Annotated in this window: 22 protein-coding genes and 1 pseudogene; 10 read left to right on the plus strand and 13 right to left on the minus strand. The window is 63.3% G+C overall.

Annotated elements, in window-relative coordinates; genetic code table 11:
- Positions 1 to 2 precede the first annotated feature (2 nt).
- From EOA79_RS04640 to EOA79_RS04675, 7 genes and pseudogenes are all read left to right on the plus strand, one after another.
- Positions 3 to 926: a sugar ABC transporter permease gene (locus EOA79_RS04640; protein ID WP_095777012.1), complete on the plus strand. Its 924-nt coding sequence runs from the start codon at positions 3 to 5 to the stop codon at positions 924 to 926.
- Complete coding sequence (locus EOA79_RS04645) at positions 926 to 1,774, plus strand: carbohydrate ABC transporter permease (RefSeq protein WP_067324203.1); 849 nt, start codon at positions 926 to 928, stop codon at positions 1,772 to 1,774. The genes EOA79_RS04640 and EOA79_RS04645 overlap by 1 nt, the downstream gene beginning before the upstream one ends.
- 3 nt (positions 1,775 to 1,777) lie before the next feature.
- Positions 1,778 to 2,845 (plus strand): sn-glycerol-3-phosphate ABC transporter ATP-binding protein UgpC, encoded by a 1,068-nt coding sequence (gene ugpC, locus EOA79_RS04650; protein WP_067324205.1) that lies wholly within the window; start codon positions 1,778 to 1,780, stop codon positions 2,843 to 2,845.
- 131 nt (positions 2,846 to 2,976) lie between these two features.
- Positions 2,977 to 3,149 (plus strand): annotated as a pseudogene (locus EOA79_RS04660) (sugar phosphate isomerase/epimerase); the annotation flags it as partial.
- An 86-nt stretch (positions 3,150 to 3,235) separates the two neighbouring features.
- A complete protein-coding gene (locus tag EOA79_RS04665; protein ID WP_095824342.1) occupies positions 3,236 to 3,721 on the plus strand; it encodes a hypothetical protein in 486 nt (161 codons plus the stop codon).
- 199 nt (positions 3,722 to 3,920) lie between these two features.
- Positions 3,921 to 5,360 (plus strand): aldehyde dehydrogenase family protein, encoded by a 1,440-nt coding sequence (locus EOA79_RS04670; protein WP_127335304.1) that lies wholly within the window; start codon positions 3,921 to 3,923, stop codon positions 5,358 to 5,360.
- 12 nt (positions 5,361 to 5,372) lie between these two features.
- A complete protein-coding gene (locus tag EOA79_RS04675; RefSeq protein WP_095824341.1) occupies positions 5,373 to 5,954 on the plus strand; it encodes a DUF1349 domain-containing protein in 582 nt (193 codons plus the stop codon).
- Positions 5,955 to 6,040: 86 nt separating this feature from the next.
- On the opposite strand, the gene EOA79_RS04680 is transcribed toward EOA79_RS04675, so the two are convergent.
- The 4 genes from EOA79_RS04680 to EOA79_RS04695 form a co-directional block, all read right to left on the minus strand.
- Positions 6,041 to 7,606, minus strand: a complete 1,566-nt coding sequence (locus tag EOA79_RS04680; protein WP_128292915.1) for a glycosyltransferase — start codon at positions 7,604 to 7,606, stop codon at positions 6,041 to 6,043.
- On the minus strand, positions 7,603 to 9,774 hold the full coding sequence (locus tag EOA79_RS04685; RefSeq protein ID WP_095824339.1) for a glycosyltransferase: 2,172 nt from the start codon (positions 9,772 to 9,774) through the stop codon (positions 7,603 to 7,605). Before EOA79_RS04685 ends, EOA79_RS04680 begins: the two co-directional genes overlap by 4 nt.
- Entirely contained in the window at positions 9,771 to 10,421 is a 651-nt protein-coding gene (locus EOA79_RS04690) for a bifunctional DNA primase/polymerase (RefSeq protein ID WP_095824338.1), read from the minus strand. The genes EOA79_RS04685 and EOA79_RS04690 overlap by 4 nt, the downstream gene beginning before the upstream one ends.
- A 102-nt stretch (positions 10,422 to 10,523) precedes the next feature.
- A complete protein-coding gene (locus EOA79_RS04695) occupies positions 10,524 to 11,453 on the minus strand; it encodes a TIR domain-containing protein (protein WP_095824337.1) in 930 nt (309 codons plus the stop codon).
- A 483-nt stretch (positions 11,454 to 11,936) separates the two neighbouring features.
- On the opposite strand from EOA79_RS04695, the gene EOA79_RS04700 reads away from it, so the two are divergent.
- The gene (locus EOA79_RS04700; RefSeq protein ID WP_095777019.1) at positions 11,937 to 13,220 is read left to right on the plus strand and encodes an O-antigen ligase; all 1,284 of its coding nucleotides are present in this window, start codon (positions 11,937 to 11,939) and stop codon (positions 13,218 to 13,220) included.
- Positions 13,221 to 13,332: 112 nt separating this feature from the next.
- On the opposite strand, the gene EOA79_RS04705 is transcribed toward EOA79_RS04700, so the two are convergent.
- The 3 genes from EOA79_RS04705 to EOA79_RS04715 all read right to left on the minus strand — a co-directional run bounded on the left by EOA79_RS04705 (position 13,333) and on the right by EOA79_RS04715 (position 16,574).
- Positions 13,333 to 14,427, minus strand: coding sequence for an acyltransferase (locus tag EOA79_RS04705; RefSeq protein ID WP_128292917.1), 1,095 nt, complete (start codon positions 14,425 to 14,427; stop codon positions 13,333 to 13,335).
- 106 nt (positions 14,428 to 14,533) lie between these two features.
- A complete protein-coding gene (locus EOA79_RS04710; RefSeq protein WP_095777021.1) occupies positions 14,534 to 15,721 on the minus strand; it encodes a polysaccharide biosynthesis/export family protein in 1,188 nt (395 codons plus the stop codon).
- Between the two features lie 175 nt (positions 15,722 to 15,896).
- Positions 15,897 to 16,574, minus strand: a complete 678-nt coding sequence (locus EOA79_RS04715; RefSeq protein ID WP_067003431.1) for a sugar transferase — start codon at positions 16,572 to 16,574, stop codon at positions 15,897 to 15,899.
- A 606-nt stretch (positions 16,575 to 17,180) separates the two neighbouring features.
- Here EOA79_RS04715 and EOA79_RS04720 point away from each other — a divergent pair.
- Positions 17,181 to 17,447: an exopolysaccharide production repressor exox gene (locus EOA79_RS04720; RefSeq protein WP_095824417.1), complete on the plus strand. Its 267-nt coding sequence runs from the start codon at positions 17,181 to 17,183 to the stop codon at positions 17,445 to 17,447.
- Here the strand turns inward: EOA79_RS04720 and EOA79_RS04725 are convergent.
- From EOA79_RS04725 to EOA79_RS04750, 6 genes are all read right to left on the minus strand, one after another.
- On the minus strand, positions 17,418 to 19,316 hold the full coding sequence (locus EOA79_RS04725) for an ABC transporter ATP-binding protein (RefSeq protein WP_095824335.1): 1,899 nt from the start codon (positions 19,314 to 19,316) through the stop codon (positions 17,418 to 17,420). The two genes, EOA79_RS04720 and EOA79_RS04725, sit on opposite strands and share 30 nt — an antisense overlap.
- An 8-nt stretch (positions 19,317 to 19,324) precedes the next feature.
- A complete protein-coding gene (locus EOA79_RS04730; RefSeq protein ID WP_095824334.1) occupies positions 19,325 to 20,314 on the minus strand; it encodes a serine kinase in 990 nt (329 codons plus the stop codon).
- Positions 20,311 to 22,230, minus strand: coding sequence for a lasso peptide isopeptide bond-forming cyclase (locus EOA79_RS04735; protein ID WP_128292919.1), 1,920 nt, complete (start codon positions 22,228 to 22,230; stop codon positions 20,311 to 20,313). The genes EOA79_RS04730 and EOA79_RS04735 overlap by 4 nt, the downstream gene beginning before the upstream one ends.
- 3 nt (positions 22,231 to 22,233) lie before the next feature.
- Positions 22,234 to 22,650: a lasso peptide biosynthesis B2 protein gene (locus tag EOA79_RS04740; protein WP_095824332.1), complete on the minus strand. Its 417-nt coding sequence runs from the start codon at positions 22,648 to 22,650 to the stop codon at positions 22,234 to 22,236.
- Positions 22,634 to 22,933 carry a PqqD family protein gene (locus tag EOA79_RS04745; protein ID WP_095824331.1) on the minus strand — a complete coding sequence of 100 codons (300 nt, stop codon included), beginning with the start codon at positions 22,931 to 22,933 and terminating at the stop codon, positions 22,634 to 22,636. Before EOA79_RS04745 ends, EOA79_RS04740 begins: the two co-directional genes overlap by 17 nt.
- 453 nt (positions 22,934 to 23,386) lie before the next feature.
- Entirely contained in the window at positions 23,387 to 23,599 is a 213-nt protein-coding gene (locus EOA79_RS04750; RefSeq protein ID WP_127215155.1) for a hypothetical protein, read from the minus strand.
- Here EOA79_RS04750 and EOA79_RS04755 point away from each other — a divergent pair.
- The coding region (locus EOA79_RS04755; protein WP_164893821.1) for a nucleotidyltransferase family protein at positions 23,598 to 24,201 on the plus strand (604 nt) is incomplete at its 3' end. The genes EOA79_RS04750 and EOA79_RS04755 overlap by 2 nt on opposite strands.

The raw sequence follows: 24,201 nt of genomic DNA on the forward strand, positions 1-24,201 counted from the left end.
GAATGACCTACGCAGTGTCCGAAATCCGATCGACCGGCCGGCCGCGCAAGAAGCGGCTGAGCAAGGCCGCGATCGAGCCCTGGCTCTATCTTTCGCCGGCTATCGTCCTGCTGGTCGTCGTGCTCCTGGTGCCGCTGATCATCGGCATCAGCTATTCCTTCCGCAAATTCTCCGCCTTCAAATCGGAATATGTCGGGCTCGGCCAGTACCAGGCGATGCTCTCCGACGCGGTGCTCGGCCAGGCGCTGGTCAACACGCTTTGGTGGACGGCCGCCAGCCTGTTCTTCCAGTTCTTCCTCGGGCTTGGTCTGGCGCTGCTGCTCGACAAGCCCTTTTATGGCCGCAAGGTCGTGCAGGCCGTGGTGTTCCTGCCCTGGGCGGTGCCGTCCTTTCTTTCCGGCCTTACCTGGGCCTGGCTGTTCAACCCGATCATCGGCCCGCTGCCGCACTGGCTTTTCGCGCTCGGCCTGAAGGCCGAGCCGACCAACGTGCTTTCCGATCCGGCCACAGCTATGTGGGGGCCGATCGTCGCCAACATCTGGTTCGGCATTCCCTTCTTCGCCATCACTCTGCTTGCGGCGTTGAAGTCGATCCCGTCGGAACTGCATGAGGCGGCAGCCATCGACGGCGCCTCGCCCTGGCAGCGCTTCACCAAGGTGACGCTGCCGTTCCTGGCGCCGACCATCGTCATCACCGTCATGCTGCGCACCATCTGGATCGCGACCTTCGCCGACCTGATCTTCGTCATGACCGAGGGCGGACCGGCAGGCTCGACCAGCACGGTGCCGGTCTACATCTATGTCAGCGCCTTCAAGTCGCTGGACAAAGGCTATGCGTCCGCAGTCGCGGTGCTGCTGCTGGTGCTGCTCATTGCCTATGCGGTTGGCCTGATCGCCATCCGCCGCACGCTTGTGAGGCATGTCTGATGATTGCCGGCCGCTCCACCTCCTCGCGCATCGCTGGCGGCATCGGCCTCTACGCCGCGATCGCCGCCTATGTCGTCTTCGCGCTGTTCCCGATCTTCTGGACGCTGAAGATCTCTGTGACGCCGGAGCGGCTGCTCTATTCCGAAGGCATAACCTTCTGGCCATCGGAAATGACGCTCAAGAACTTCGACACCGTGCTGGAGGCTTCCGACTTCCCGCGCTACTTCTTGAACAGCGTCATCGTCTCGGTGTCGACGGCGGCACTGGTCACGGTCATCGCCACGCTTGCCGGCTATGCGATGTCGCGCTTTACCTTCCGCGGCAAGGCCACTTTAGCGATCCTGCTCTTGCTGACCCAGACTTTCCCGTTGGTCATGGTCATCCCGCCGATCTACCGCATCATGGGCGATCTCGGCCTGACCAACAGCCTGACCGGGCTGATCATCATCTACACCGCCTTCAACACCGCCTTCGCCACCTTCCTCATGCAGTCCTTCTTCGACAGCATTCCGAAGGATCTGGAGGAGGCGGCGATGATCGACGGCTGCACGCGCGCCCAGGCCATGCGCCGGGTGATCGTGCCGCTCACCTTGCCCGGCATGGGGGCGACGCTCGGCTTCGTCTTCACCGCCGCTTGGAGCGAATTGCTGTTCGCGCTGATGCTGATCTCCAGCGACGAGCAGAAGACCTTTGCCGTCGGCCTGCTCACCTTCATCGGCAAGTTCGCCGTCGACTGGGGGCAGATGATGGCGGCCTCCATCCTGGCGCTGATCCCGGTCTGCATCTTCTTCGCCTTCCTGCAACGCTATCTCGTCACCGGCCTTACCGCCGGCGCTGTCAAAGGATAATCGATGGCTTCCGTCACGCTGCAACATGTCGAGAAGGACTATGGAGCGCTGCGCATCCTGCACGGCGTCGATCTCGAGATCGCCGACGGCGAGTTCGTCGTGCTGGTCGGCCCGTCCGGCTGTGGCAAGTCAACGCTGCTGCGCATGATCGCCGGCCTGGAGGAGGTCACCGGCGGCGAGATCCGAATCGGCGAGCGGCTGGTCAACGATGTGGCGCCGAAGGACCGCGACATCGCTATGGTGTTTCAGTCCTATGCGCTCTACCCGCATATGGACGTCTCCTCGAACATGGGCTTCAGCCTGATGCTGAAGAAGGCCGAGAAGACGACGATCGACGGCAGGGTGGGCGCCGCCGCCAAGCGCCTCGGTCTGGAGACGTTTCTCGGCCGCCTGCCGCGCCAGCTTTCCGGCGGTCAGCGCCAGCGCGTCGCCATGGGCCGCGCCATCGTGCGCGATCCCAAAGTCTTCCTGTTCGACGAGCCGCTGTCGAACCTCGACGCCAAGCTGCGCGTCCACATGCGCGCCGAGATCAAGGCGCTGCACCAGCAGCTGAAGACGACCTCGGTCTATGTCACGCACGACCAGGTCGAGGCGATGACCATGGCCGACCGCATCGTCGTCATGCATGACGGCTATGTGCAGCAGGTCGGTCATCCGCTGGAGCTCTACGATCGTCCCGCCAACACTTTCGTCGCCGGGTTCATCGGCTCGCCCGGCATGAATTTTTTGCCGGCAAAGGTCGCCAAGGGCGGCAAGGTCGATGCCGTGCTGGCCGACGGCCAGAAGCTGAGGCTGCCGGACGGATTGCCGCTGAAGGATGGCGATGCGCTGACCGTCGGGCTGCGGCCGGAACACATCCGGCTGGCCGACGACGGCCCGCTGAAAGGTCAGGTCGAGGTCGTCGAGCCGCTCGGCCTGTCGACGCAATTCTATGTCAGGCTGGCCAACCAGCAGATCTGCGTCTTCGTCATGGGCCGCAGCAATGTCAAACCGGGCGACGCGGTCCGCCTCGCCGCCGACCCAGCGGCGCTGCATCTGTTCGATCCGGCAAGCGGCGCTCGCATCGGATAGGTCAGCGCCGGCGGAAGGCGTCCAATGTGTAATCGGACCGGTCAGGTCGCCTAGATCGGCCAATATCCCGGACAAGACCAGCGTCGTCGCCACGCCTGCACCGGCCCCGCCTGCGCTGTCGTGCTCGACGCGAATCCTTCTCCTCCGAGATCGTCGGCGAGAACCTCTTGAGGAAGACGGCGATCTGGCGCAATTGTGGACCGACAACATGGAATTGGCCCGCCATGCGCGCCGCTTCATCGACGTCGGCCTGGAGACCGCCCGGCGCAAGGCCGAACTCCACTCGGCCTCGCAAGAGCCCTGACGCTTCGATACTGCCGCGAGGTGAATTGCGGTTTTCGGCAGCCGCGCTCTGCTAGACTCCCGTGATTCGTCTCGACAGGGAACGGCATGAGCAAGGCTCTCGGCACATTCGCATTGGTCACGGTTCTGAGCGCCTTGCTGATGGCGCTGTCGCTGGCGGTCGCCAAGCACGGCTACCCTCAAGGCGCCTTCGGCGTTAAGCGCCTCGACGGCATTGCCGACGCGGGTTCGTTCCTGGCCATCGCCGCCATTTATTTCTTCAGCGCGCTGTTGATGTTGATCCTGCCCATCCGCGCCGCCGGGGTTGTGCTTACGCATGCCGCCGACGCGATCTTCTGGGCAACGATCGTGCTGTTCGCCGCCATTGTCGGTTCGCTTCTCGCTCGATGGGCGCTCGGCCAGCGTGAGGTGCCTTGGACCCTTCTCAACTGGCGCTTCCTGTTCGTCCCGGCGATCGTCGGCGCGCATCTCGCCATGAATGAGCTTCGCCGCAACATCTTGCTCAGAAGCCTGTTCTTCGTCATCTTCGCCGCGGCAACGCTCGCCTGCCTGTTCTGGTCGTTTTCCGTCTGAAGGAGGCCGTCAGGGCTTTGTCGTGACAGGGGGCGCGGACGAAGCCGGTGGACTTCCACCGCCGCGCGCCTACCTTTATCGAAAGCTTCTCGGGTAGACGTTTCCGCAGACCATGGCTATATCATTTGTCTGACAAATGACCGGCGCTTTGCCACGCCAGCCAATCTCGAAGAAGCAAGCCAATCTCGAAGGAATGAAGATGACCGTGCTCCGCAAGAACCTGATCGACGGCGAGTGGCTGGGCGAGGCCGGCTCGCGCAACATCAACCCGTCGAACACCAACGATGTGGTCGGCGAATACGCCTCGGCCGGGCCGGAGGAGGCCAAGCAGGCCATCGCGGCCGCCAAGGCGGCCCTCCCGGCCTGGTCGCGCTCCGGCCCGCTGGCGCGCCATGCCGTGCTGAAGAAGACTTCCGACGAGATCATGGCGCGCAAGGACGAGATCGGCCGGTCTCTCGCTCGCGAAGAAGGCAAGACCCTGGCCGAAGGCGTCGGCGAAACCATCCGCGCCGCGCAGATCTTCGACTTCTTCGCCGGCGAGACGCTGCGGCTGTCTGGTGAGCTTGTGCCGAGCGTGCGCCCCGGCGTCGGTGTCGAGATGACCCGCGAAGGCGTCGGCGTGGTTGGCATCATCACGCCGTGGAACTTCCCGATCGCCATTCCCGCCTGGAAGATTGCGCCTGCGCTGGCCTACGGCAACACCATCGTCTTCAAGCCGGCGGAACTGGTCCCCGAAAGTGCCTGGACCATCGTCGACATCCTGCATCGTGCCGGGCTGCCGAAGGGCGTTCTCAACCTCGTCATGGGCAAGGGCTCTGTCGTCGGCCAGGCCATGCTCGACAGCCCGGACGTCAACGCCATCTCCTTCACCGGCTCTGTCGGCACAGGCAAGCGTGTCGCCGCGGCGAGTGTCGAGCATATGCGCAAGTTCCAGCTCGAGATGGGCGGCAAGAACCCGCTGGTCGTGCTCGACGATGCGGACCTTGCGGTGGCCGTCGATTGTGCCGTCAACGGCGCCTATTTCTCGACCGGCCAGCGTTGCACCGCGTCCTCGCGCCTCATCGTCACCGAAGGGATCCACGACCGCTTCGTCGACGCCATGAAGGAACGCCTGGACAAGCTGGTCATCGGCGACGCGCTGGACGCCAAGACCCAGATCGGCCCGGTCGTCGACCAGACCCAGCTCAAACAGGATGAGGACTATATCGCCATCGGCCGCCAGGAAGGCGCTGAACTCGCCTTCGGCGGCGAGCGGCTGGAGCGCGAAACTCCCGGCTTCTATCTCAGGCCGGCGCTGTTTACCGGCGCCACCAACGCCATGCGCATCTCGCGCGAAGAAATCTTCGGCCCGGTCGCCAATGTCATCCGCGTCAAGGATTATGACGAGGCGCTGACTGTGGCCAACGACACGCCGTTCGGCCTGACCTCCGGCATCTGCACGACCAGCCTGAAGCACGCGACGCATTTCAAGCGCAATTCCGAAGCCGGCATGGTGATGGTCAACCTGCCGACGGCGGGCGTCGACTTCCATGTGCCGTTCGGCGGCCGCAAGGGCTCGAGCTACGGCCCGCGCGAGCAGGGCCGCTACGCCATGGAGTTCTACACCACCGTCAAGACGGCCTACACGTTCGCCGGCTGACGGGCAGGCGTCATGACCTCTGACTTTGCCGGAATGGCCTGGCTCAACCCGCCGCCGCACCATGTGTTCGGCGACGGGACGCTGCATGTCCGCACCGGCAAGGAGACCGATTTTTGGCGCGAGACCTTCTACGGCTTCCGCCGCGACAATGGCCATTTCCTCTATCGTCCCGTCGCGGGCGACTTCAGCGCCGGGGTCACCGTCAAGGGCGAATACAAGGCGCTCTACGATCAGGGCGGGCTGATGCTGCGGCTCAGCGAAACGCACTGGATCAAGGCCGGCATCGAATACACGGACGGCCTCGCCTATTTTTCCGTTGTCGTCACCAACGACACCTCCGACTGGTCGCTGGTCAGCATTCCGACAGACCCCGACGGCGTGAGGATTCGTCTGACCCGCCACGCCGAAGCCATTCGCGTTCAGTACCTCGATGCCGCGGACGGCCGCTGGAAACCGGTGCGGCTGGCCCATTTCCCGGTCTCGCGGAGCGTCGACGTCGGCATGATGTGCTGCTCGCCGCAGCGCGAAGGCTTCGAGGTGATGTTCTCGGGCTTCAGCGTTGGCCCGCCAATCGCGAGAGAGTTGCACGATTGATGGTGGCGCGGCGCTACCCGCGCGCACCTGCGACGCTGCCCTTCGCGGCCGGCTGTTTCTGGAGGGAAACTGGGAAAGGCGGGGCCTCACCAGGGGACGTGCTGTATCTCCAGCCGCGGCAGTCCGATCGGCCTGATGCCGAGATCGTTCGCCAGGGCACCGAAACTCTCGGTCTCGATCAGGTCGCGATAGGGGATCTCCGGAAAGCGAAGGCCGCCGCGATGCAAGGCGGCATCGACCAAGAGCATGGTGCCGCCGACACCGTCCAGGCCGATGCTGTCGAGGTGGCGGACATCGCTCATATGCAGCCTTGCATGTGTGTGCCGCGGAGGCTGATAGAGACCGTCGTGAACATGGCGGAAGTAGTTATGATCTCTGTTGTGCCGCACAGTGACGAAACTGTTGAGGTCGAAGCTGTCGCCGCCTGGGACTTTCACGCAGTGCGGCGCGACGATGCGGTGCCCCCTTGCAATCAGCCGGGTCACGACGTCCGCTGGAAAACGCCAGACATCGATGTCGATCCACAGCGCCCAGTCGTCCTCGTCTCTCAGCCCGTGATCGATCAGATGGTTACGCACCTTGGCGATGCCGCTGCGCCTGAAGCGTTGCAGCTGCCGGTTCGCTCGCTTGTCGCGGTCAAGCTCGGTGCCGAGTTTTTTCCGCAGCAGCACGACATCGCGATAGTCCTTGCCCAGGGCTGCAGTGGCGCCTTGCAACCGCTCCCAGCTGCCATCTGAACTGTCGCCTTCGCAAAAGACGAGCTTCATCTTGTCTCTTGGGAAGTCGAGCTGCCGCAACGCGGCGAGGAATGGCTCTATGTGTTGGGCCGCATCGCGCAGCGGCACCAGCACGGCGAGGTTGGATCCCAATGGCGGCGGCGCCGCGATGGCCGCTTGGCTGACGCTTTGCCGGGCGGCTTGCTCATCGGAAACAGTCCCGCGCGTCAGGCGGTGTCGGGCCTGGTAGATCAACTTGCGCAGCCTATGCCGCAACCGGGTGGGCCTCTCCGGCGTCCACCATGTGCCCGCCCAGTGGTGGATCGACAATGTCATGCCGCCGCTGCCCGCCCGCTTTCCCGACGAATCGAGAGGCGAGTACAATTCGGCCGGATGGATCGCAAACGCCGTCTGGTCAGGATAGCCGAGTTGCGCGGAGGTAAGCACGCACGGCCCGGTGGCGTCGATCGCCTGTTTTGCGCGGACGAGCCCGGGCAGGAACGACAGCAAATGAAGCCAGAACGGGTGCCCCGGCGGGCTGGCCATGGTCCCGTTGAACAGAAGGTAAGGCAATCCGCGAAAGTCCGCCTGCACGCGTGCGTGGGCGTCCGGCTCCGTGCAGAACACGATCCGATCCTCGCCCAGGAGCGGATCGAACGGCGCCACGCATTCGCAATCGATATCGGCATAGACCCCGCCGAAATGGTGGAGAAGCAGATAGCGGCCCGCGTCGGCGCGCAGAATGCCATATTCGTAGCTGCAAAAGGTCGGCAGGAAGCCGGGATAGTGTGCGGCCACGAACTCGAGCAAAGTCCGATCGTTCCAGAACATCATCGTCCAGTCCGGATGATGCCGCTTCCAGCTCTCGACATAGCCTTGGAAACGGGCCGGGACGATGTCGGTCTTCCACGTCTGGTGCAGGATTTTCGGGATCATCCGCGGCTCACGGCTTGAACTTGGTGACAGTCGGCGTCGACGCGGGTGGCATCCAGGCCCAGGCCCTGACCGACGGCATCGCGGATCGCCTGCGGCCCGAACCGCGACCACGCGGCCTCGTGGGCCCGGGCGCGAACGCTGGCCATGCGCGCATGGTCGGAACAAAGTCTGACCGCTATGTCGGCCAATCCCTCGTCGGTGTCCGACAGAAGCACCTCGTCGCCCTCGATCAGGTTGAGACCCTCGGCTGCCAGCGGCGTTGCAATGACCGGGACCCCCCAGGCCATTGCTTCGAGGATCTTGATGCGCGTGCCGCCGCCCATGGCAAGCGGGACGATGCCGAGATGGGCAACGGACAACAGAGGTCTGATATCGTCCGGATCCTCGACCAGACTGACCCCATCCAGTCTTGCCAGGGCGCGAACGCGCGACTCGGGCGAACGCCCGGCAAGAACGAGCTTCGCGGTCGGCAGCGTCTGGCGAATGCGGGGCAAGATGGTGTGCCCCAGCCGCTCGGCGGCGTCGACGTTCGGCTGATAGCTCAGATGGCCAACATAAAGGATGAGCGGAAACGCGTCCGAGACGGCTCGTTGCAGCGGCAGTAGCCGCGGCAGATCGTCCGCTCGCGGGATGCCGTTTGGCACGATGTGGACGGGGACTTGCGGCCGGACAAACGCCTCCAGCCGCTTACGGTCCCGTTGCGAGCACACCCAGATACGGTCGACGATGGCTGCCGCCTTTCTCTCGAGCGCCCTGAGGTCTGAGGAAAACGGCCGCCAACGCTTCTTGCGCGGCAACTGACCGGCGAGATCCGATTCGACATTGTGCATGTCCAGAACGAGTTGCCGGACCATCGGCCGCAACGGAGCGAGAAATCTGAACAGACCAACGCCTTCGACGACAATAGTATCCGGGCGAAAATCCGCCACGAGCGCCTTGAGCCGCGCCAGCGCCGGGAGCGGTATCCGGCTCTCGCCCTTGGCCCTCCAGCGGGCGAGCGAAGGCGCTCGCGGTTCGGACTTGTTGATGAGCTCAGTCACGCGAATGTCCGGCCCGGGAGGTTGGACGTCGCTGCTTCGCGGCAGGAGCGAGGCCAGGCAGACCGGGCCGAACGCGGCTGCCGCCATGGCGTTGCCGAAATTCCTGAGATCGGCGCCGGACCTCGGCGGAAACGGCGGGTCGTGGCATATGATCAGCGTGCGGCGCGAGGTCGCTGAATTGGGCATTGGCGACATCCTAGCCTCAGTCTCGGTCAGTCGCCCGATTCGGATCCTGGCCAGATATCGCATCGCCTTCCAACTGCGGCCCAGCTCCTTATGCACTCGGACCGCGCGCATCATGCCGCCAGCATCGGCGAACTTGCGGTGCCTGATCAACTGTCGGGCGATCCGCTGAGCTATCCAGGCCTTCCGCCACTGCAACGCCTCCCGTTCGACCCCGACGGCAGCCAGCCCGTTCAGTTCCAGCGCTATGGCAAGGAAGGTCCTGCGCGGTGCCGTGATGAAGCGGCGCGCCATACGTTCCTCGTCATGGTGGTAGAGCAGCACCGGGGTCTCGACGGTAACCACGTCGGCACGGGCCAGCACGGCGGTCCAGTAGCAGGTGTCCTCATCGAGGCCGATCGTTTCCGGAAAGCGGAGGTTTGCGGTCGCCCAGTCGGCGACCAGCGCGCTTCCCATCGCGATTGGCCACACTTCGTTGCGAAGGTAGCGCCGCACATTCTCTCGCCGGTCCGGGACGTAGCCCTGCGGTGCCTTGAGCTTGTCCGGCCGGCCTTTTGTGCGCCGTATGCTGGCCCCGACGGCAAGGCCGGCGAGAGGCCGGCCTGCCAGCGCCGCGCTCAGCCGCGACAGGCTGCCGGGCATCACCTCGTCGTCGGCATCGAGAAAGAATATGGATGTGCCGCTTGCCCGCTCGAGTCCGACATTGCGTGCGGCGCCCGCTTTGCGCAGTCGAACGCTCACCACCTCCAGAGGCAAGCCGTGACGTTGCGCGCTTTGCCTCGCCATCGCAGCTGTCTGGTCGTTCGACCCGTCGTCGATCACGAGAATCTCGCGGATGACCGCTCTGTCGGAAGCCAGACTGCCGAGTGCCGCTTCGATGGTTGCAGCCGCATTTCTTGCCGGGATAACGACGGTAATGTCAGCCGCCACAGGTGAGCCGCTCATTGCTGTTCGAAGAAGCCACGCTTGAGCAGGCGGTCATAGCAATGCTTGAGCACCGACACGGGGCGCAGCGAAAGACTGTCAAGATTGCCCACCACCTGAGGTTCGATGTCGAATGGCGACTGGCCTTCGATCCATTTGTAGGAGGAGCCGTCCTTCAGCACCGACGGGCAGCCCACGACATAACCGCCCAGCGCCTTCGCGTGACCCACCCGGCGCCAGCCGAAATGGAGGCTGGAAGAGATCACCGGTTCCCGCGTTCTTAGATAGACATGAAATCCGCTCGGCGATTTTGCTATTGGCGTGCCGTTCGCAATCGCCTTGTGACCGGACCGCCAGGCACGGTAGCCGGCGTCGTCATCGAAATCGAGAATCATCAGGTTCCCAAATCCGCCCAATATGCCGACATTGCCGGCAAAGTCGCCAAACCAGCGCGCGACGTCGCTGCGGCCCGGCGGCTTCTGCGCCAGTTGGAAGGTGATGGAGGTGAACGCCAGTTCCTTCAGGTCCTTGCGCAGCGTCCGCAGGTGCAACGGATCATACTCCATGGCCGCGAGGTCGAGATGCTTGCCGCCGGCACGAAGCGGCAGGCAGATATAGCCGCGCTCGAACAGCCTTACGGTATAGTCGGTCAGTGCCCCAGCCTGCATCCGCCCAAATGTTCCGGGATCGAGACGTTCCCGACAATCTGTTGGGCCGAACGGTCCGTTCGTCAAGCGCCGGCGCCTTCGCCGCGACTGCCAGCACTGTCGTCAGACATTCTTGATCGACTTCCAGTGACTTAGCCGTTCTGCGATCAACTCCACGCGCCGCTGATTGTCGTTCCCGTCCAGGATGGTTAAGTCCTGCGGATCGGCGCGCAGATAGACGCCGGACGTTCGCGCATTCACCTCCGGATTCGTGTCCGAACGTGTCGTGAAATATCCGGACGCGCGCTCGGCGGATTCCAGCCGGATCTCGCCTGTCCCGTGCAGCTGCGGCGCGTTCGCGTCCAACGGCCGTTCCCCGTTCCAATAGTAGAAGATGCCCGAAGACTCTCCTTTCTCCTTCGACGCCTCGCTCCAGTATCTGGCCGACAGGCTGCCATTCTCTTGCCATGAGCGGCCGTTCAGCTCCAGCGCGCCGTTGCGGTCCCGCGAGATCCTCAGCAGACTGACCGCGGAAGGCTCCCTTGCTGTGCGCTCTGACAGGGAGAACTGCCACCAAAACCCCTCTATGCGGGCGACTCGCCCCTCATTTTCGATGGCATTTCGCAGTTTTTGATTGATTGCTCTGGTCTCCGCGGCGGTCGCTGCCTCGCCGTAGCGTACCGACGTCAGGCCGAGCAGATCGCTGGGAAGCTTGGCACCATTCGCGTGCAGGATGAAGGTCCGGCGCATGCCGAGAACCCCGCCGAACAGGCCGGCCTCGAAAACCACATTGTCTCGCGGAGAAGCCTGGGCGGGAATAGTGGTGGTCGATTCCGGCTGGCTCGCGCTCGTCCAGTCGTCCTGGGCGAACACGAAAGCGGCGAAGTCGACCTCGCGCGTCAGCTCCAGGAGACGCCCCAGCGTTGTCGTCCCGGGATTGAAGGATGTCGTCCAGGGTTCGACATTGGCAATATCTTCAAGGCCACGCTGCAGCGCCTGCAACAGCTTCTTCTGTTTTCCTGACGAGCCCAGGAAGATTCGCGGTTTGGCCATTCGTCTCTCTCCGGCGCAATAGACTCCTCACAGCGTAGGCGGTTGTCCTATCTCATTGCAACGACCGCATTACCATGGCACGCCTCCAGCTACACCTCCGCGCGGTGCTGGAAGAACTGCAGGAAGAGCTCGCGCTCGGTGGTGATGCTCGGGGACCTGTTCTCGCATGAGCCATAATCGAAATCGATTTTCGGGAAGGATCATCCGCCAACGAGCAACAGGCCGCCCCATTCCGGCCTTTTCGCTGTGCAATATGCCTGTGATAACGCCTCTTTGCCCGTGGCAACATTTCCGGTTGAGCCACCGGCGATAGGGCGATAGATTATGCTGCAGTGCACAATGAACCCGGTAGGGCCGAACGTCGGCTCATGCCGGCTATCAGACACTGAACCGCGCTAACTGTTGTTTACGCAATTCCCGACGAAAGACAGTCACACACTTTTCCTGGAATTGCTCCAAGGCTGAACGGACGAAAAATCCGGCATGAAGATTCCAAAATCCATTCTGCTCGATCCGGAGGCAAACAAGGCCTATGGCGCCTTTGCCGTCGCGGTTTCCGTTCTTGCCTTTGCCTATTCCAGCAATTTCGGTCAGGTCCTGATCCTCGCCTATTACGCGGTCTGGCTGCCGCTGTTCTTCGTCGACTACCGACGTTTCACCTGGAAGCTCTCAAACGCTTGGCTGCCGATACTCTTCGCGACCTATGTCTGCCTGTCGGTCTTCTGGTCGCAGGCCGCCGGCATCAGCGCGCGTGCGGCGGTGCAATATTCCTCGCATATCGTCTGTGCCTATATCGCGGCCCGCACCATCAGCGTGCGGACGCTGGTCCTGGGATCGCTGATCGGGATATTCGTCGTCCTGCTCTACTCGCTGAAAGTCAACGCTTACGCGCTGGACATAATGGACGGCACTTTCAATTTCGTCGGCGCCTTCGCCTCCAAGAACCAGGTCGGGTTCTTCTCGTCGTTCGGCATCTTTTTGTCTTTCGTCTTCCTGATGTTTTACCGGCGCAACTGGCTGAGCTTCTTCTGGACCGCGCCGATCATCCTGATGTCGGCATACATGCTGGCAATCTCCCACTCGGCGACATCCGTCGCCTCGCTGCCGGCGGTGCTCGGCATCGTCATCTTGCTCACCATGAGCAGGGTCCTGTCGCGGCGCTACCGCCGCGTGCTGTTCGTGGTCGGCGGCGGCGCGTTGGTAGCCGGCGTGGTGGCCGCGCTGAACCTTGGCCTGCTGGACGTCGTGCTCGGCATCTTCGGCAAGGATTCGACGCTGACCGGCCGCACCTATCTCTGGCAGCAGGGTTGGGAGGCGGCGCAGCTGCACCCGCTGCTCGGCTACGGCTATGCCGCCTACTGGGTGCAAGGGTTCGCCGATCCGGAACGGTTGTGGGCCGAGTTCTACATCACGACCCGCACCGGCTTCCATTTCCACAACACCTATATCGAGACCCTGGTCGAGATCGGCTTCGTCGGCGTCACCATGCTGGCGCTGATCATCCTGCGCGCCTTCTACGGCCATATCTCGAAGGTGGTGTTCGGGGTCTGGAGCGCCGATTCGGTGGTGCTCGCCGGCGCCGTCGGGCTGATGCTGATCCGCTCCTTCTTCGAGGTCGAGATCCTCGGCCCTTACTTCATGGCCTCCTTCATCGTCTATTATGGCCTGTTCAAGCTGAACCCGCTGCCGGTTGCCCGGCGACGGCGGGTTGCCATTCCTGTCCAGGATGAAAAGCCGGCCAACGGCCACATGCCGGCGCCGGTCTGATCGCGGTTTTCGCCTAGTCCCCCGAAAGCGAGAACCGGTTTCGGGTCAAGGACATGCGTAAGACCAAAAACCTAAAAGAGCGCGGAGCAAATCTGAAAGATTGCGACGCGCTTTAGGCCACGGCTCGCGAGCGCTGCATTTGCCGCTGCAGGAAGCGGCGCACCGGCTCGTCATAGATGCGGGTGGCAATGTCGGCGATGACGATAACCGCAGCGGCCATGACGATGCCGAACCAGGGATGATGCGCGAACGGGTCGACCGACGCGGCCTTGCCGGCCCCCGCGATGATCATCAGCATCGGCGTATGGATGATGTAGATCGGGTAGGAGACCCGCCCCAGCCAGCCATAGAAGCTAGCCAGTCGCGGCGCCGTCGGTGCCACCGCGCCGGTCACCACCATCAGCGGGAACACGACGGCGATAGAGGCGAGGTCGTAGGCGACACGCCCGGCAGCACCCGCAGGCGCGATGGCGAAGACGATCAGCGTAAGCAGGATCGCGGCCTCGACCCACCAGCCCCGCCGCAGAAAGCCGAGGCCATCCTGGTAGTGCGCCATCGACCGGCAGAGCAGCACGCCGAGGAAGAAGGAGAACGACACGCGCGGGAGCCCGCTGATGATGGTCTTGCCGGTCAAGCCGAAATCGAGCGTGCCGGCAAGTGCCGAGGCGACGATCAGCAGCACCAGGCTGACGGCTACCAGCACCGTCAGCACACGTTTCGACAGCAGTAAGAAGACGGCGGCATAGGCGATGTTGACGATCAGCTCGAAGAACAGCGACCACGAAGCGGGATTGAGCGGAAAGATCGTATGGTAGGCATCGCCGACCAGCGGAATGAAGAGCATGCCTGTCGTGAGCTGCGTGCCGATCTCCGACAACGGCATGTATTCTGTCGCAATCAGCCTGTTCTTGACCAGCAGATAGAAGCAGCCGAGCAACGTGCCGGCGAGGTAGAGCGGGTAGAGGCGTATCAAGCGGATGGCCAGGAAGGTGCCGAAGCCCATGCCGTTCTCGATCTTGCGGTCGTAAGCGTGGGCGATGACGAAGCCGCTGAGCAGGAAGAACAGGTCTACCGCAAGATAGCTCGACGGCAGCACTTTGCCGTCGGCCAGAAAGGGCGAGAAGTGATAGAGCATCACGCTGATCGCCGCCACGCCGCGGATGGCGTCGAGGTTCAGGTAGACGTGACGCGGAGCGGCAGGCTGCATTCTATGCCTTCAAGCGGTCCAAACAGATTGCTCGCCCGCACCTTGGCGCGAACGAGCCTGACTTGTTCCTCCCGCGGACCGCGCTGAGCGAGGCCCGGGCGCCCGGCTACTGGCTGGCCATGGGTGGGCCGCCGGCACTCGGCGCCAGCTTCACCTTGATGACGTCGCCCGGCAGCACCGGCGTGTCTTCCTTGGCGTCGATCTCGCTGGTCTTGCCGTCGGCAACACGCACCAGCGAATACAGCAGGGCCGGTTCCTGGCCGCCTGTTATGGCAGCCGCCATTGCGGGATCCGAGGCCGCGGCGATCAGGCCCTTCTGCATGGCAGTCCTCAGCGTCGCCTCGTTCAGGTCGGCCTCGGCCTGCTGCCGGCTCGCGGCCAGGTTGGAATTGAGCGTGTTGCGGGCATCGATGGCGTCCTGATCAGCTTTGCTGATCGATTGCTTGGCGGTGAGGATGGCCGTCTCATAATCCAAGATCTTGCCCTGCAGGTCCGCCACCGACTGTTTCGAATCGAGCAGTCGCGCATTGGCGACAAGGCCCTTCTGGGCCAGCGGACCGATGCTGGTGAGCTGCTGCTGCGCCAGATCCACTTGCTGCTGCTGGTTGGCGATTTTCTTCTGCAGCGATTCGATCTCGCCTTCGAGCACGCCTTTCAGGTCATCAAGCGCGTCCAGCTTCAGCTTCAGCGCCTTCTGGTCGGCCGTGAGGATCTGCATTTCGTCGGCAACGATGGCCTGCGTTCTCGGGTCGTCCGCAGCCTCCTTCGGAATCTCGAAGCTCGTCTTGCCGGCAAGGTCTGCGTCGATGCGGGCACGCTTTATGATCAACCGCAGCCGCTGGTCGTCATAGATATCGAAACTGCCCTTGGCGGTGACCAGGTCCTTGCCGAGCTGAGGGCCGTAATCGGCGTTGCGCCGGATGCCGCCGGCGATGCTCACCGCCTTCAGTACCGTAAGGTCCGGCACGTAGGGGAACTGGCCAGGGTTCTGCACTTCGCCCGAAATGTAGAATGGCCGGAACTGCGCCATCTCGACCGAGGCTTCAGGCTTGTCGGGCAGTGCCAGCTTGCGCTGCAGCGCGAGACCGATCGCCGCAGCGATCTCCGAGGTCGTCTTGCCGGCCGCCTGCATCTCGCCGACGAACGGTACCGAGAGCGTGCCGGCGGGGCCGACCGAATAGTCGCCGTTGATGGAGGACCAGTCGCGGAACGTGCCGTCGACCGTCTGCCACTCGGCGATGCGGATGTTGAGCTTGTCCTGCGGCCCGAGACGATAGTCTCCAGCCACCGCCATGGTGGGAATCGCAAGAGACAGGGCAAGCGCCACGGCCGCAAACCGGCTGGGCGCCTTGGAAAGGAGTCCGAGGGGGTGGTTTTTCAATGAACGTTTCCGATCCGCGTTAGCCCCATCCGCCCGATGAGATTACTGCCGGACGCCTGTCCCGAGATTGGCGGGACAGGCCTGGCGGTCAATAGCTGCCGCGCGCCATCCACACGGCAGGCACGGTTTTGACGATGATGCGAATGTCCTCGACCATCGACCAGTTCTCGACATAGTGGCGATCGAAGGCGACGCGCGTGTCGTAGGACACGTCGTTGCGCCCGCTCACCTGCCACAGCCCGGTGAGGCCCGGGCGCGACTTCAGATAATAGACTGCGGCGCTGCCGTAGATCTCGAGCTCGTCGCGTACGACAGGGCGGGGCCCGACCAGGCTCATGTCGCCCTGCAGGATGTTGATGATTTGCGGCAGCTCGTCGAGGCTGAGCTTCCGCAGCACCGCGCCGACACGCGTCACTCGCGGATCGTCCTTCAGCTTGCGCGTCGCCGCCCATTCGGCGGCGGCATCCGGATTGGCCGCCAGATGCGCGGCGAGCACCTTCTCGCCATCCTGCACCATGGTGCGGAATTTGAGGCAGGCGAAAATCCTTCCGCCGCGACCGATCCGCTTGTGGCCGTAGAAGATCGGGCCGCGGTCGGAAAGCTTGACCAGCAGGGCGACCATCAGAAAGAGCGGGCTGAGCAGGACCAGACCCGCCAGGGAACCGACGATATCGAAACTGCGTTTGAGCAGACCGCCGATGGGGGGTGGAAAATCAATGCCAGCCTGCGAAAAACCCGCATTAGCCGGCTTGGCGACGTCCCTCATGCAAAAGCTCCATACGTTGAACGGATGGTTTACGGCACGATACCAAAAAAATGCTGCAGCGCAACACACAATTTCCCATTCGCGTGAAATGTTCGCGTCATGAATTGACCAAATAATAAACCTGCCGTGCCCAAATTTTGGCCTTTGTGGCATGTTTATGACAACGTGAGAGGTTTTTTGGGAAATGTAGTACAGCTTTCGGGCTGATTTTGGGCGATGCATTCTTTGCTGCAGACGAACGGCGGTTGCAGGTCGTAAGAATCACTCGCTCAGGTAAGTTCATCGCATCAAATACTGCTTAATGTTTCGGATTCTACTGTCGAGGATTTCGCTATAGTGAATAGGTGGCGATGCAGGGGTGTGCGCCGCAGCATGGCAGAGTCAATGCCGCGAAACCCTTGGCTTCATGTGCATTTGGCCTTGCCGCAAAGGTCTCGCCTTAATAGAGTGGCAAACTGTTGCTGTCATAGTCTGGATGGGTCGGAAAGGCCGGAAGCAACCGGTCGGATTGGGCAGCCAGAAATAGCTCTCTGGCGAAACGGGGAGTTACGCGGGTGGGTAAGCCACAGCCTCTGCATGCGCGTGTCGGTTGACGGGCCGACGAGCATGTCTTTGCCAAAGTTCATCGTCGGGATGATATTCACGCTCGCTGTTGTAGTCGGCTGGTCCTGGCTCGACGGCGAATCGCTTGGCACCATCATCATGCGCGCCGTGATTTGCGCTGTCGTCATTCAGGTGGGGTACTTCGTTCTGGTGTTCGCCATGATCGCAAGGAGCGGGCCGATACCCACCGACAAGGCGCGGCAGGCCGACCGCGGCATCAAGGTGCCCGATGACGAAAAGCTAACCGCCCGGCACGGCAGCCTCCGCTGATCTTTCAGCCGGCGCCGGGGGCGGCGTATTGTCGGCCAATGTTGCGGTTTCCCGTTCGGCCCGTTCGCCGGAGAGCATCCTGGCCAGCCGGCTGCCCGACTTTGCTTTCAGCCGCTGATATTGCCCGACCTCGACGATGCGGCCGCCCTCGATGGCCACGACCCAGCCGGCAAAGGCGATCATCGACGGCCGATGCGCGATGGTGAGGATAGTCATCTTGCCGCGCAGTTCCTCGATCGATTGAGCGATCAGCGACTGATTCTGCCAGTCGAGCGCGCTCGTCGCCTCGTCGAGGATGAGCAGCGAGGGTTCGCGCAGCAGCGCCCGTGCCAGCGCGATGCGCTGACGTTCGCCGCCGGAAAGCCTGACGCCGCGATCGCCCACCACCGTTTCGAGCCTCCCGTCGAGCCGCTCGACGAAGTCGGCCGCATGAGCCTTGCGCAGCGCAGCCCAAAGCTCCTCGTCGCCGGCCTGCGGCGCCGCCAGGCGCAGATTGGCGCCAATGGTGTCGTGCAACAGAAACACGTCCTGCGGCACATAGGCCACCTGGCCGCGCCAGGCCCTGCGGTTTTGCGCGGTGATCTCGACACCGTCCGCCAGGATCTTGCCCTGGCTCGGCTCGAGCAGCCCAAGCAGCATGTCGGCGATCGTGCTCTTGCCCGAACCGGACGGGCCGATCAGCGCCGTCACCTCGCCGGCGGGAAGGCCGAAGCTAATGCCGCTCACCACCGGCCTTCCATCGCCGTCGCCATAGGCGAACGAGACGTCGCGGATATCGAGGCCCCTGTCGAGCGACAGCCTTGCGTTCGGCGCGGCATCGCCGGGCTCCATCTCGCGCTCGGCATCGAAGCGCGCCTGCAGGGCCTGCATGGCGGTGTAGGCCGGCAGGTTGATCAGCATCTGCTGCGCCTGCACCTGCATGTCCATGAAGCGGGGCGCGACCCGCATGAAGACCAGGAGCAGCACGACGATTTCCGCAAGGGAGAGATGGAAGCGGACCAGCGCGATGTAGATGAACAGGCTGAGCCCGATCACGCTCGCGACCTGGAACAGCGCGGTGCCGATGGTGCTGTTGCGGACATAGGCGACATTGTCCGCCTTCATCTTGTCCAGCGTCGCGCGGAGCTGCGCGAAATAGCTCGTCTCGACATTCAGGCTCTTGGCCACCTTGATGCCGCCGAGGAACTCCGACACCGTGCGGTATTGGTCCTGGCGGCTGCCGGTCAGCACGCGACCGTAGGCGGTGGCGCGCGCGCGAAAGGGCTGCAGCGCGATGAACAAGAGCACGCCGATCAGGATCGCGAAGCACGTCATCACCGGCGAGATGAACACCGACACCACGAGATAGCCGGCAAGCAGCAGCGCCGTCTGGGCAAGCATCAGCAGCGAGAAGGCTGCGGCCTGAACGCGGTCGATGTCGCCGGTCAGCGCGTGGTCGAGATCGGAGCTGCGCATGCGGGTGAAGACACCCCAGCGCGCCTTGCCGATGCTCTCGAACAGGTTCATGCGCACCCGGTTGACGAAGTCGTAGAGCAGCCGCGCCATGTAGAGCGACTTGAAGCGGTTGAACATAGCCTGCAGCGCCACCAGAGCGACGAGCAGGCAGAGCACCGTCGCCAGCGAGAGCGTCCCGCCCGGCACCAGCCAGCGCAAGGCGCCCGGTACGCGCACGGCGAAATCCTGGTCGGCACTGCCGATCAGATGCAAGAGCGGGATCAAAAGCAGGATCGAAAGGCCCTCGGTCAGACTCCCGAGCACCAGGAAAGCAAGCGCCGTCAGCGTGCGCTGCCCGCCGATATGCGCCATGACACCACCGAAGCCGGCCACGTCCCGCAAAAGTGTCAGGCGAAGTTTCGAGGACCACGCCATGCTGCTGCTCACTTTGCCCGCGCGCCGACGGCTAGATCGCGCTCGATCACGGCGACGGCCTCGTCGATCCGCTCCAGGCCTGCCGGCACTTCGAGCCGGCTGACGCCGATCCGGCCGGCCAGCTGCGCGCTTTGTTCGAGAAGCGTGGACGCGAAATCGCCGACCAGCGCCTGCCGGCCGAACCGAGTGACATAGGAGAACTTGATGATCGCCGGCAGGGCGGCGGTGCCCTTTAGCGGCGTGATCGCCGCCTGCCCGTCGCGCTCCAGCACATAGATCCGGGCCGCCGGCACGGCTTCGCCGGAGAATCCATCTCGCAGCCGATGCTGCGCCTTCTCGATCTGCGGATGCACCTGCGGCCGCACCTCCGCTCGGCCGATCCTGATGGCGTTCGCGGCATCCGCTGCAAGCTTGAGCTGCGGAAAGCCGGGCAGGATCATCGGCCGTGAAGGATCGGACAGGTCCAGCGCCACGACATCGTCGGTAAGCAGCAGATGACCGGCGCGGATCATCGCGCCCGCCGTAGTCGACTTGCCGGCACCCTTGTCGCCCATGAAGATCACGCTTTGCCCGCCAACGGCGATCGCGCTGGCGTGGAGGACGAGCAGGCCACGCTGATGCAGCGTGAGCGCCAGCACCGGACCCAAAAGTGGGAAGGCAAGCAGCGGATCATCGACGCCCGGCGCCGGATCGACATCGATCCGGGAGGCATCGCTGATCAGGAAAGTGCCGACGGCTTGCCAGGACAGGTACTGGCGTGTCGGCTCGAAGCGAAAGACCGCGGCGTTCGCCAATGCAGCCTCCGGAAAATCGATCGGCCCAACAGCTATCTCGATGTCCGGTGTTGCCGGCGCGGTCGGTTCCAGTTCCGGCAAAGCCACCTCCGACCCGATCGTCAGGCCGTACGCCTTGTAGAACCGACGGGCACGCCCGTTTCGAGGGGCCGCTTCGATGGTGGAGCCGGGCCTCGCGGCAAGAGAAGCGGCTGGAGAGTTCATGCAGGGCTTCCATGCTGTTGGACCTGCCGCAGCCATAGCGACAGTGAGGCCGAACGCCAGATATGCTGGACGTCGGGCAGCGTCGCCTGCTCGGGCCGCTGCAGCATGCGCGCATAGACCGCGTTCACCTCGGACAGATTGACATAGGCGGCGATCAAGTCGTTGTCCGACACCAGCAGCCGGTCCAGCAGATCGCGATGGTTGACGATCATGCCTTTGACCAGGCTGGCGGTGAAATCGATCTTGTCGCGCCGCCACTGCACCGCGGGCGGCAGCACGCCTTCCATAGCCCGGCGCAGCACATGGCGGCCGAAGCCGTTGCGCAGCTTTTCCTCGCCCGGCAGTGCCAGGCAGAATTCGACCAGCGGCTTGTCCCAGAACGGATAGCGCGGCTCGATGCCGAAATTGGCGGCGGCCTTGTCGAGAACCTCGAAAGCATGGGGCACCAGCCCGGTGGACAAAAGCCAGCGATGGGTGAGCGCTTCGCTGGTGCTGACATTGGCGGGCATAAAGGCCGCGCGATGGAAACGTTCGGTGAGATCGGTACGCCTGGCAAGCTCCGGATTGACCAGTCCTGCCCACGCCGCGCGCGGTGCATCGAAGGGTCTGCGCCGCAGTTTTCCGAGAAGACGCCTGGCCTTCGCCCTCATCCTGGCAATCCGCCAGGCCGCCCCGTAGGCGGCGAGGAACTTGAAGTAAAGAGGCAGCATCCCGTCGCCATAGGTGTTGGCGGCACTGTGCAGCTCGCGCCACAGCTCCAGCCACCTGCCGCGATGGGCGAGCTCATGCAGATGCCCATGACCTTGCGATACGACCTCGTCACCGCCGTGGCCGTCGAGAAGCACTGTGACGCCCTTAGCGCTCGCGGTGCGATAGACGCTGCGGGTCAAGGACAGACCGGGCGCCAGGAAGGTCCCTTCCTGTTCCTCCAGAATGCGATCAAACTCGGCGAAGGGCGCATAGTCGCCGACCGCGATCAGCGTGCCGTCGAGCCCATATTGCTCCAGCACTGCATCGATGAAGGGCCGCTCGTCCATCGAAGACCCCCTCTCGAAGACCAGCGAGAAAGTTTTGAGCTTCGGCTTCTGCGTCGCCGCAGCTTGAAGTCCGGCCATGCAGGCGATCGAGGACGAATCGAGCCCACCACTCAGCATGGCACCGACGGACGGAGTGCCCCGCATCCGGTTTTCAACCGATCGCGCGAAAAGATGCAGGAACTCGTCCGCCGCATCCGAACGCTGCGGCCTTTGTGAGGGCTCAATCTCCCAGTAGCGGCTCAGCACGACCTGATTGTTGGTCACCGTCATGCTGTGCCGAGCGGGCAAGCGAAATATCTCCGCATAGAGCGTGGATTGCGGATCGTCCGGCAGGCCGGCGAGGAAGCCGGAAATCTGATGCTCGCTGAGAGCCCTGCCGACACCATCCAGCGCCAGAAGTGGGCCGATCTCCGAGGCGAAGGCAAAGCGCCTGTCGGCGCAGTGGTAGTAGAAAGGTTTGACGCCGAAATGGTCGCGCGCGCAAAACAGCGCCCGGCGCTCGGCGTCCCAGACCGCGAAGGCGAAATCGCCTTGCAGGTAGGTCGGACAGGCCTCGCCCCATTTGAGATAGGCGTGCATCAGCAGCATGGCGTCGGCGGCCGATCGGTCGCGCACACCGAGCCGCGCCAGAAGCTCCTCGCGGTTGTCCAGCCGGCAATCGGCCGTAATGGCGAGCTTGCCGCCGGCCATTGTCAGCGGCCCAGGGCCCTGCTCGCCGGTCGTGTTGAGCCAGGCATGGCCTAGTGCTGCGTGTCTGTCCGTCCACCATGAGCTGCCGTCGCGCGCCCGGTGGCGCATGCGCGCCAGCATCTGCTGGATGTCGGCCGCCGCCGCTGGGCTGCCATCCTGTCTGAGCAGAATTCCGGCGACGCCGCTCATCGCCTAGTGTCCGTGATCGACAAGATGGGCAAAGCCGTTGATCGAGCCGCCAAGCACGATGTGGTCGCCGCTGATCAGCCAGGCATGCGCCTTGAGATCGGCGCCGGGGTCGCGCGCGATGCCGATGCTGATCGTGGAGGCCTTGCCCTGGCGGGCAAGCAGATACTGTCCGGCGAGCGCCTGGGTAAGGCAGCTGGCGCCCGGCACGTATCGCGCAGCAGCGGCAACGCCCCATGCGACGCGCCGCAGATCGGCGATGCCAGCGTCATTCCTCGCTTCCAGTCGAGTCACCAGCGCGCGCATGCGATTATAGGACGAAAGCATAAGCCCCAGCCGTACCAGGCTGACCACTGCCAGGCAGCGCGCCAGAAACAGCGCCTCCGGGCCGCTAAGCGAGAGGACCCTAGGCCAGTTCCTCATGGTGGAAACTCGCAAGCCCGGCTTCGATCAGTCCCTTGAGCAAGCCCTCGACATCGGCCTTGCAGCGTTCTGTACCGACATCATAGCGGGCGAGCACCGCGCTTGTTATGTCGGGGATCGGTCGTGGCTCCTGGATCAGCTCCCAAATGTAGGCGCCGACGCCGTTCAGGCTGTAGTAGATGTTGGATTTAAGATGGAGCAGCGCCAGTCCGTTGCCGAATTCACAAGCCACGGCATCGCCGCTCGCGACCACGCGGTCATGGTTCGATGGGTTCCAGTGCATCCTAAAACCTCATTGTTGAACGCTTGCGTGACCTCGACCGGGATCGGTTGCCTGCGATCCTCAGGGAGCCCAGGACAGGGCCCCGGTTCACCGTTTGAAGAAAGAGAACGCCCGGAGCCCCAACTGCGACAACTCCGGGCGCTGCAAGCTCAGGAGAAGGTGAGATTCTCCAATTAAGACTGGAAGCGGCGTCGGAATGCCGCCAGCATATTGCTATGCTGCATTGCAATTGCTGCACGGCAACATTTATGAGTCAAGCCTGATTTACCAGGCAGTAATCAATTCTTGGTTGCGCATGCCTGCGTCGGTGATGACACCGTCGGCTTTTTGCATCTCGGGCGAACACCACTCGAACGTTCAACATCGCCTTTTTGCCGTCTAAGTAAGCATATGATTTGATTGAGGTAAGTTCGTGAGCTTAAGTGGCTATGTGGGAATTGCGATGAAAACACTTCAGAAAATAGCAGATTGCCGGCTCACTTCGCCGCCGCCGGATTTGTCTTCAAAAGTGATCGGCGATGAGCGGATATGAACGCTCAGGTTGCAGGCGCGAGGCGGCTTGGGAAGGCGCTGGATGGCGCTCCTGATTTTTTGGCGATGCTTTTCTTCGCAGTTGCGGTATAAACGCCGCCGCGGGCGGTTTTGCGGAGAGACGACAACGGGCATGGCCGTGCAGGACGCTTCTTACGACAGGCTGCGTGCGGCCGGCAGTGCCGACGAAGTCGCCTATGTGCAGGCCTGTCTGCGGCTGTTCTTCAATCCAACAGTGCGAGCAGTCGACCATGGCGGTATGCCGGCTCCGGCAATCTGCGTGGCCGACGTTACCGACATTGCGAGGTTGAACAAGGTCGCGGTCTTTTTGCTCAAGGCTCTCTCGCATGGGGCCACCGGCCCGACGCCTCCCGAATTGCTCGCATGGCTCGATGGGTATCGCCGGCGTACCATGTCGATGAATGCCGCCTCCATCGGCGATTCGATCGCCATCCATCAGGTGTTGCAGGACAGGCAGATCGACTTCGTCTTCCTGAAGGGACCGCTCCAGCAGCAACTGCTCTACGGCGACCATTTCATGAAGCCGTCCGGCGACGTCGATATTCTGGTTTGCCCGTCCGGCTTCGCTGCCGCCCGCGAAGCCCTTCGCTCGGCCGGCTACGAGGTCGCCGGCAAGTCCCGGTCGGTCTGGTGGGTGCGTTTCCTCGGCGAGCAGCACATGGTCCGCGACGATGGCGTGCGGGCCGCAACGGTCGATCTCCATTATCGGCTGCAGC

The sequence above is a fragment of the Mesorhizobium sp. M1A.F.Ca.IN.020.03.2.1 genome, assembly GCF_004023205.1.
In the GTDB taxonomy this organism is placed as follows: domain Bacteria; phylum Pseudomonadota; class Alphaproteobacteria; order Rhizobiales; family Rhizobiaceae; genus Mesorhizobium.

Bases quoted from the DNA above. Each gene is read 5' to 3' on its own strand.
- EOA79_RS04740 (WP_095824332.1), bottom strand. From the start codon at position 22,650: ATGAGGAACTGGCCTAGGGTCCTCTCGCTTAGCGGCCCGGAGGCGCTG.
- EOA79_RS04730 (WP_095824334.1), bottom strand. From the start codon at position 20,314: ATGAACTCTCCAGCCGCTTCTCTTGCCGCGAGGCCCGGCTCCACCATC.
- EOA79_RS04645 (WP_067324203.1), top strand. From the start codon at position 926: ATGATTGCCGGCCGCTCCACCTCCTCGCGCATCGCTGGCGGCATCGGC.
- EOA79_RS04685 (WP_095824339.1), bottom strand. From the start codon at position 9,774: ATGAGCGGCTCACCTGTGGCGGCTGACATTACCGTCGTTATCCCGGCA.
- EOA79_RS04725 (WP_095824335.1), bottom strand. From the start codon at position 19,316: ATGGCGTGGTCCTCGAAACTTCGCCTGACACTTTTGCGGGACGTGGCC.
- EOA79_RS04715 (WP_067003431.1), bottom strand. From the start codon at position 16,574: ATGAGGGACGTCGCCAAGCCGGCTAATGCGGGTTTTTCGCAGGCTGGC.
- EOA79_RS04705 (WP_128292917.1), bottom strand. From the start codon at position 14,427: ATGCAGCCTGCCGCTCCGCGTCACGTCTACCTGAACCTCGACGCCATC.
- ugpC (WP_067324205.1), top strand. From the start codon at position 1,778: ATGGCTTCCGTCACGCTGCAACATGTCGAGAAGGACTATGGAGCGCTG.
- EOA79_RS04675 (WP_095824341.1), top strand. From the start codon at position 5,373: ATGACCTCTGACTTTGCCGGAATGGCCTGGCTCAACCCGCCGCCGCAC.
- EOA79_RS04695 (WP_095824337.1), bottom strand. From the start codon at position 11,453: ATGGCCAAACCGCGAATCTTCCTGGGCTCGTCAGGAAAACAGAAGAAG.
- EOA79_RS04745 (WP_095824331.1), bottom strand. From the start codon at position 22,933: ATGCACTGGAACCCATCGAACCATGACCGCGTGGTCGCGAGCGGCGAT.
- EOA79_RS04665 (WP_095824342.1), top strand. From the start codon at position 3,236: ATGAGCAAGGCTCTCGGCACATTCGCATTGGTCACGGTTCTGAGCGCC.
- EOA79_RS04720 (WP_095824417.1), top strand. From the start codon at position 17,181: ATGTCTTTGCCAAAGTTCATCGTCGGGATGATATTCACGCTCGCTGTT.
- EOA79_RS04700 (WP_095777019.1), top strand. From the start codon at position 11,937: ATGAAGATTCCAAAATCCATTCTGCTCGATCCGGAGGCAAACAAGGCC.
- EOA79_RS04690 (WP_095824338.1), bottom strand. From the start codon at position 10,421: ATGCAGGCTGGGGCACTGACCGACTATACCGTAAGGCTGTTCGAGCGC.
- EOA79_RS04670 (WP_127335304.1), top strand. From the start codon at position 3,921: ATGACCGTGCTCCGCAAGAACCTGATCGACGGCGAGTGGCTGGGCGAG.
- EOA79_RS04710 (WP_095777021.1), bottom strand. From the start codon at position 15,721: ATGGCGGTGGCTGGAGACTATCGTCTCGGGCCGCAGGACAAGCTCAAC.
- EOA79_RS04680 (WP_128292915.1), bottom strand. From the start codon at position 7,606: ATGATCCCGAAAATCCTGCACCAGACGTGGAAGACCGACATCGTCCCG.
- EOA79_RS04640 (WP_095777012.1), top strand. From the start codon at position 3: ATGACCTACGCAGTGTCCGAAATCCGATCGACCGGCCGGCCGCGCAAG.
- EOA79_RS04750 (WP_127215155.1), bottom strand. From the start codon at position 23,599: ATGCCCGTTGTCGTCTCTCCGCAAAACCGCCCGCGGCGGCGTTTATAC.
- EOA79_RS04735 (WP_128292919.1), bottom strand. From the start codon at position 22,230: ATGAGCGGCGTCGCCGGAATTCTGCTCAGACAGGATGGCAGCCCAGCG.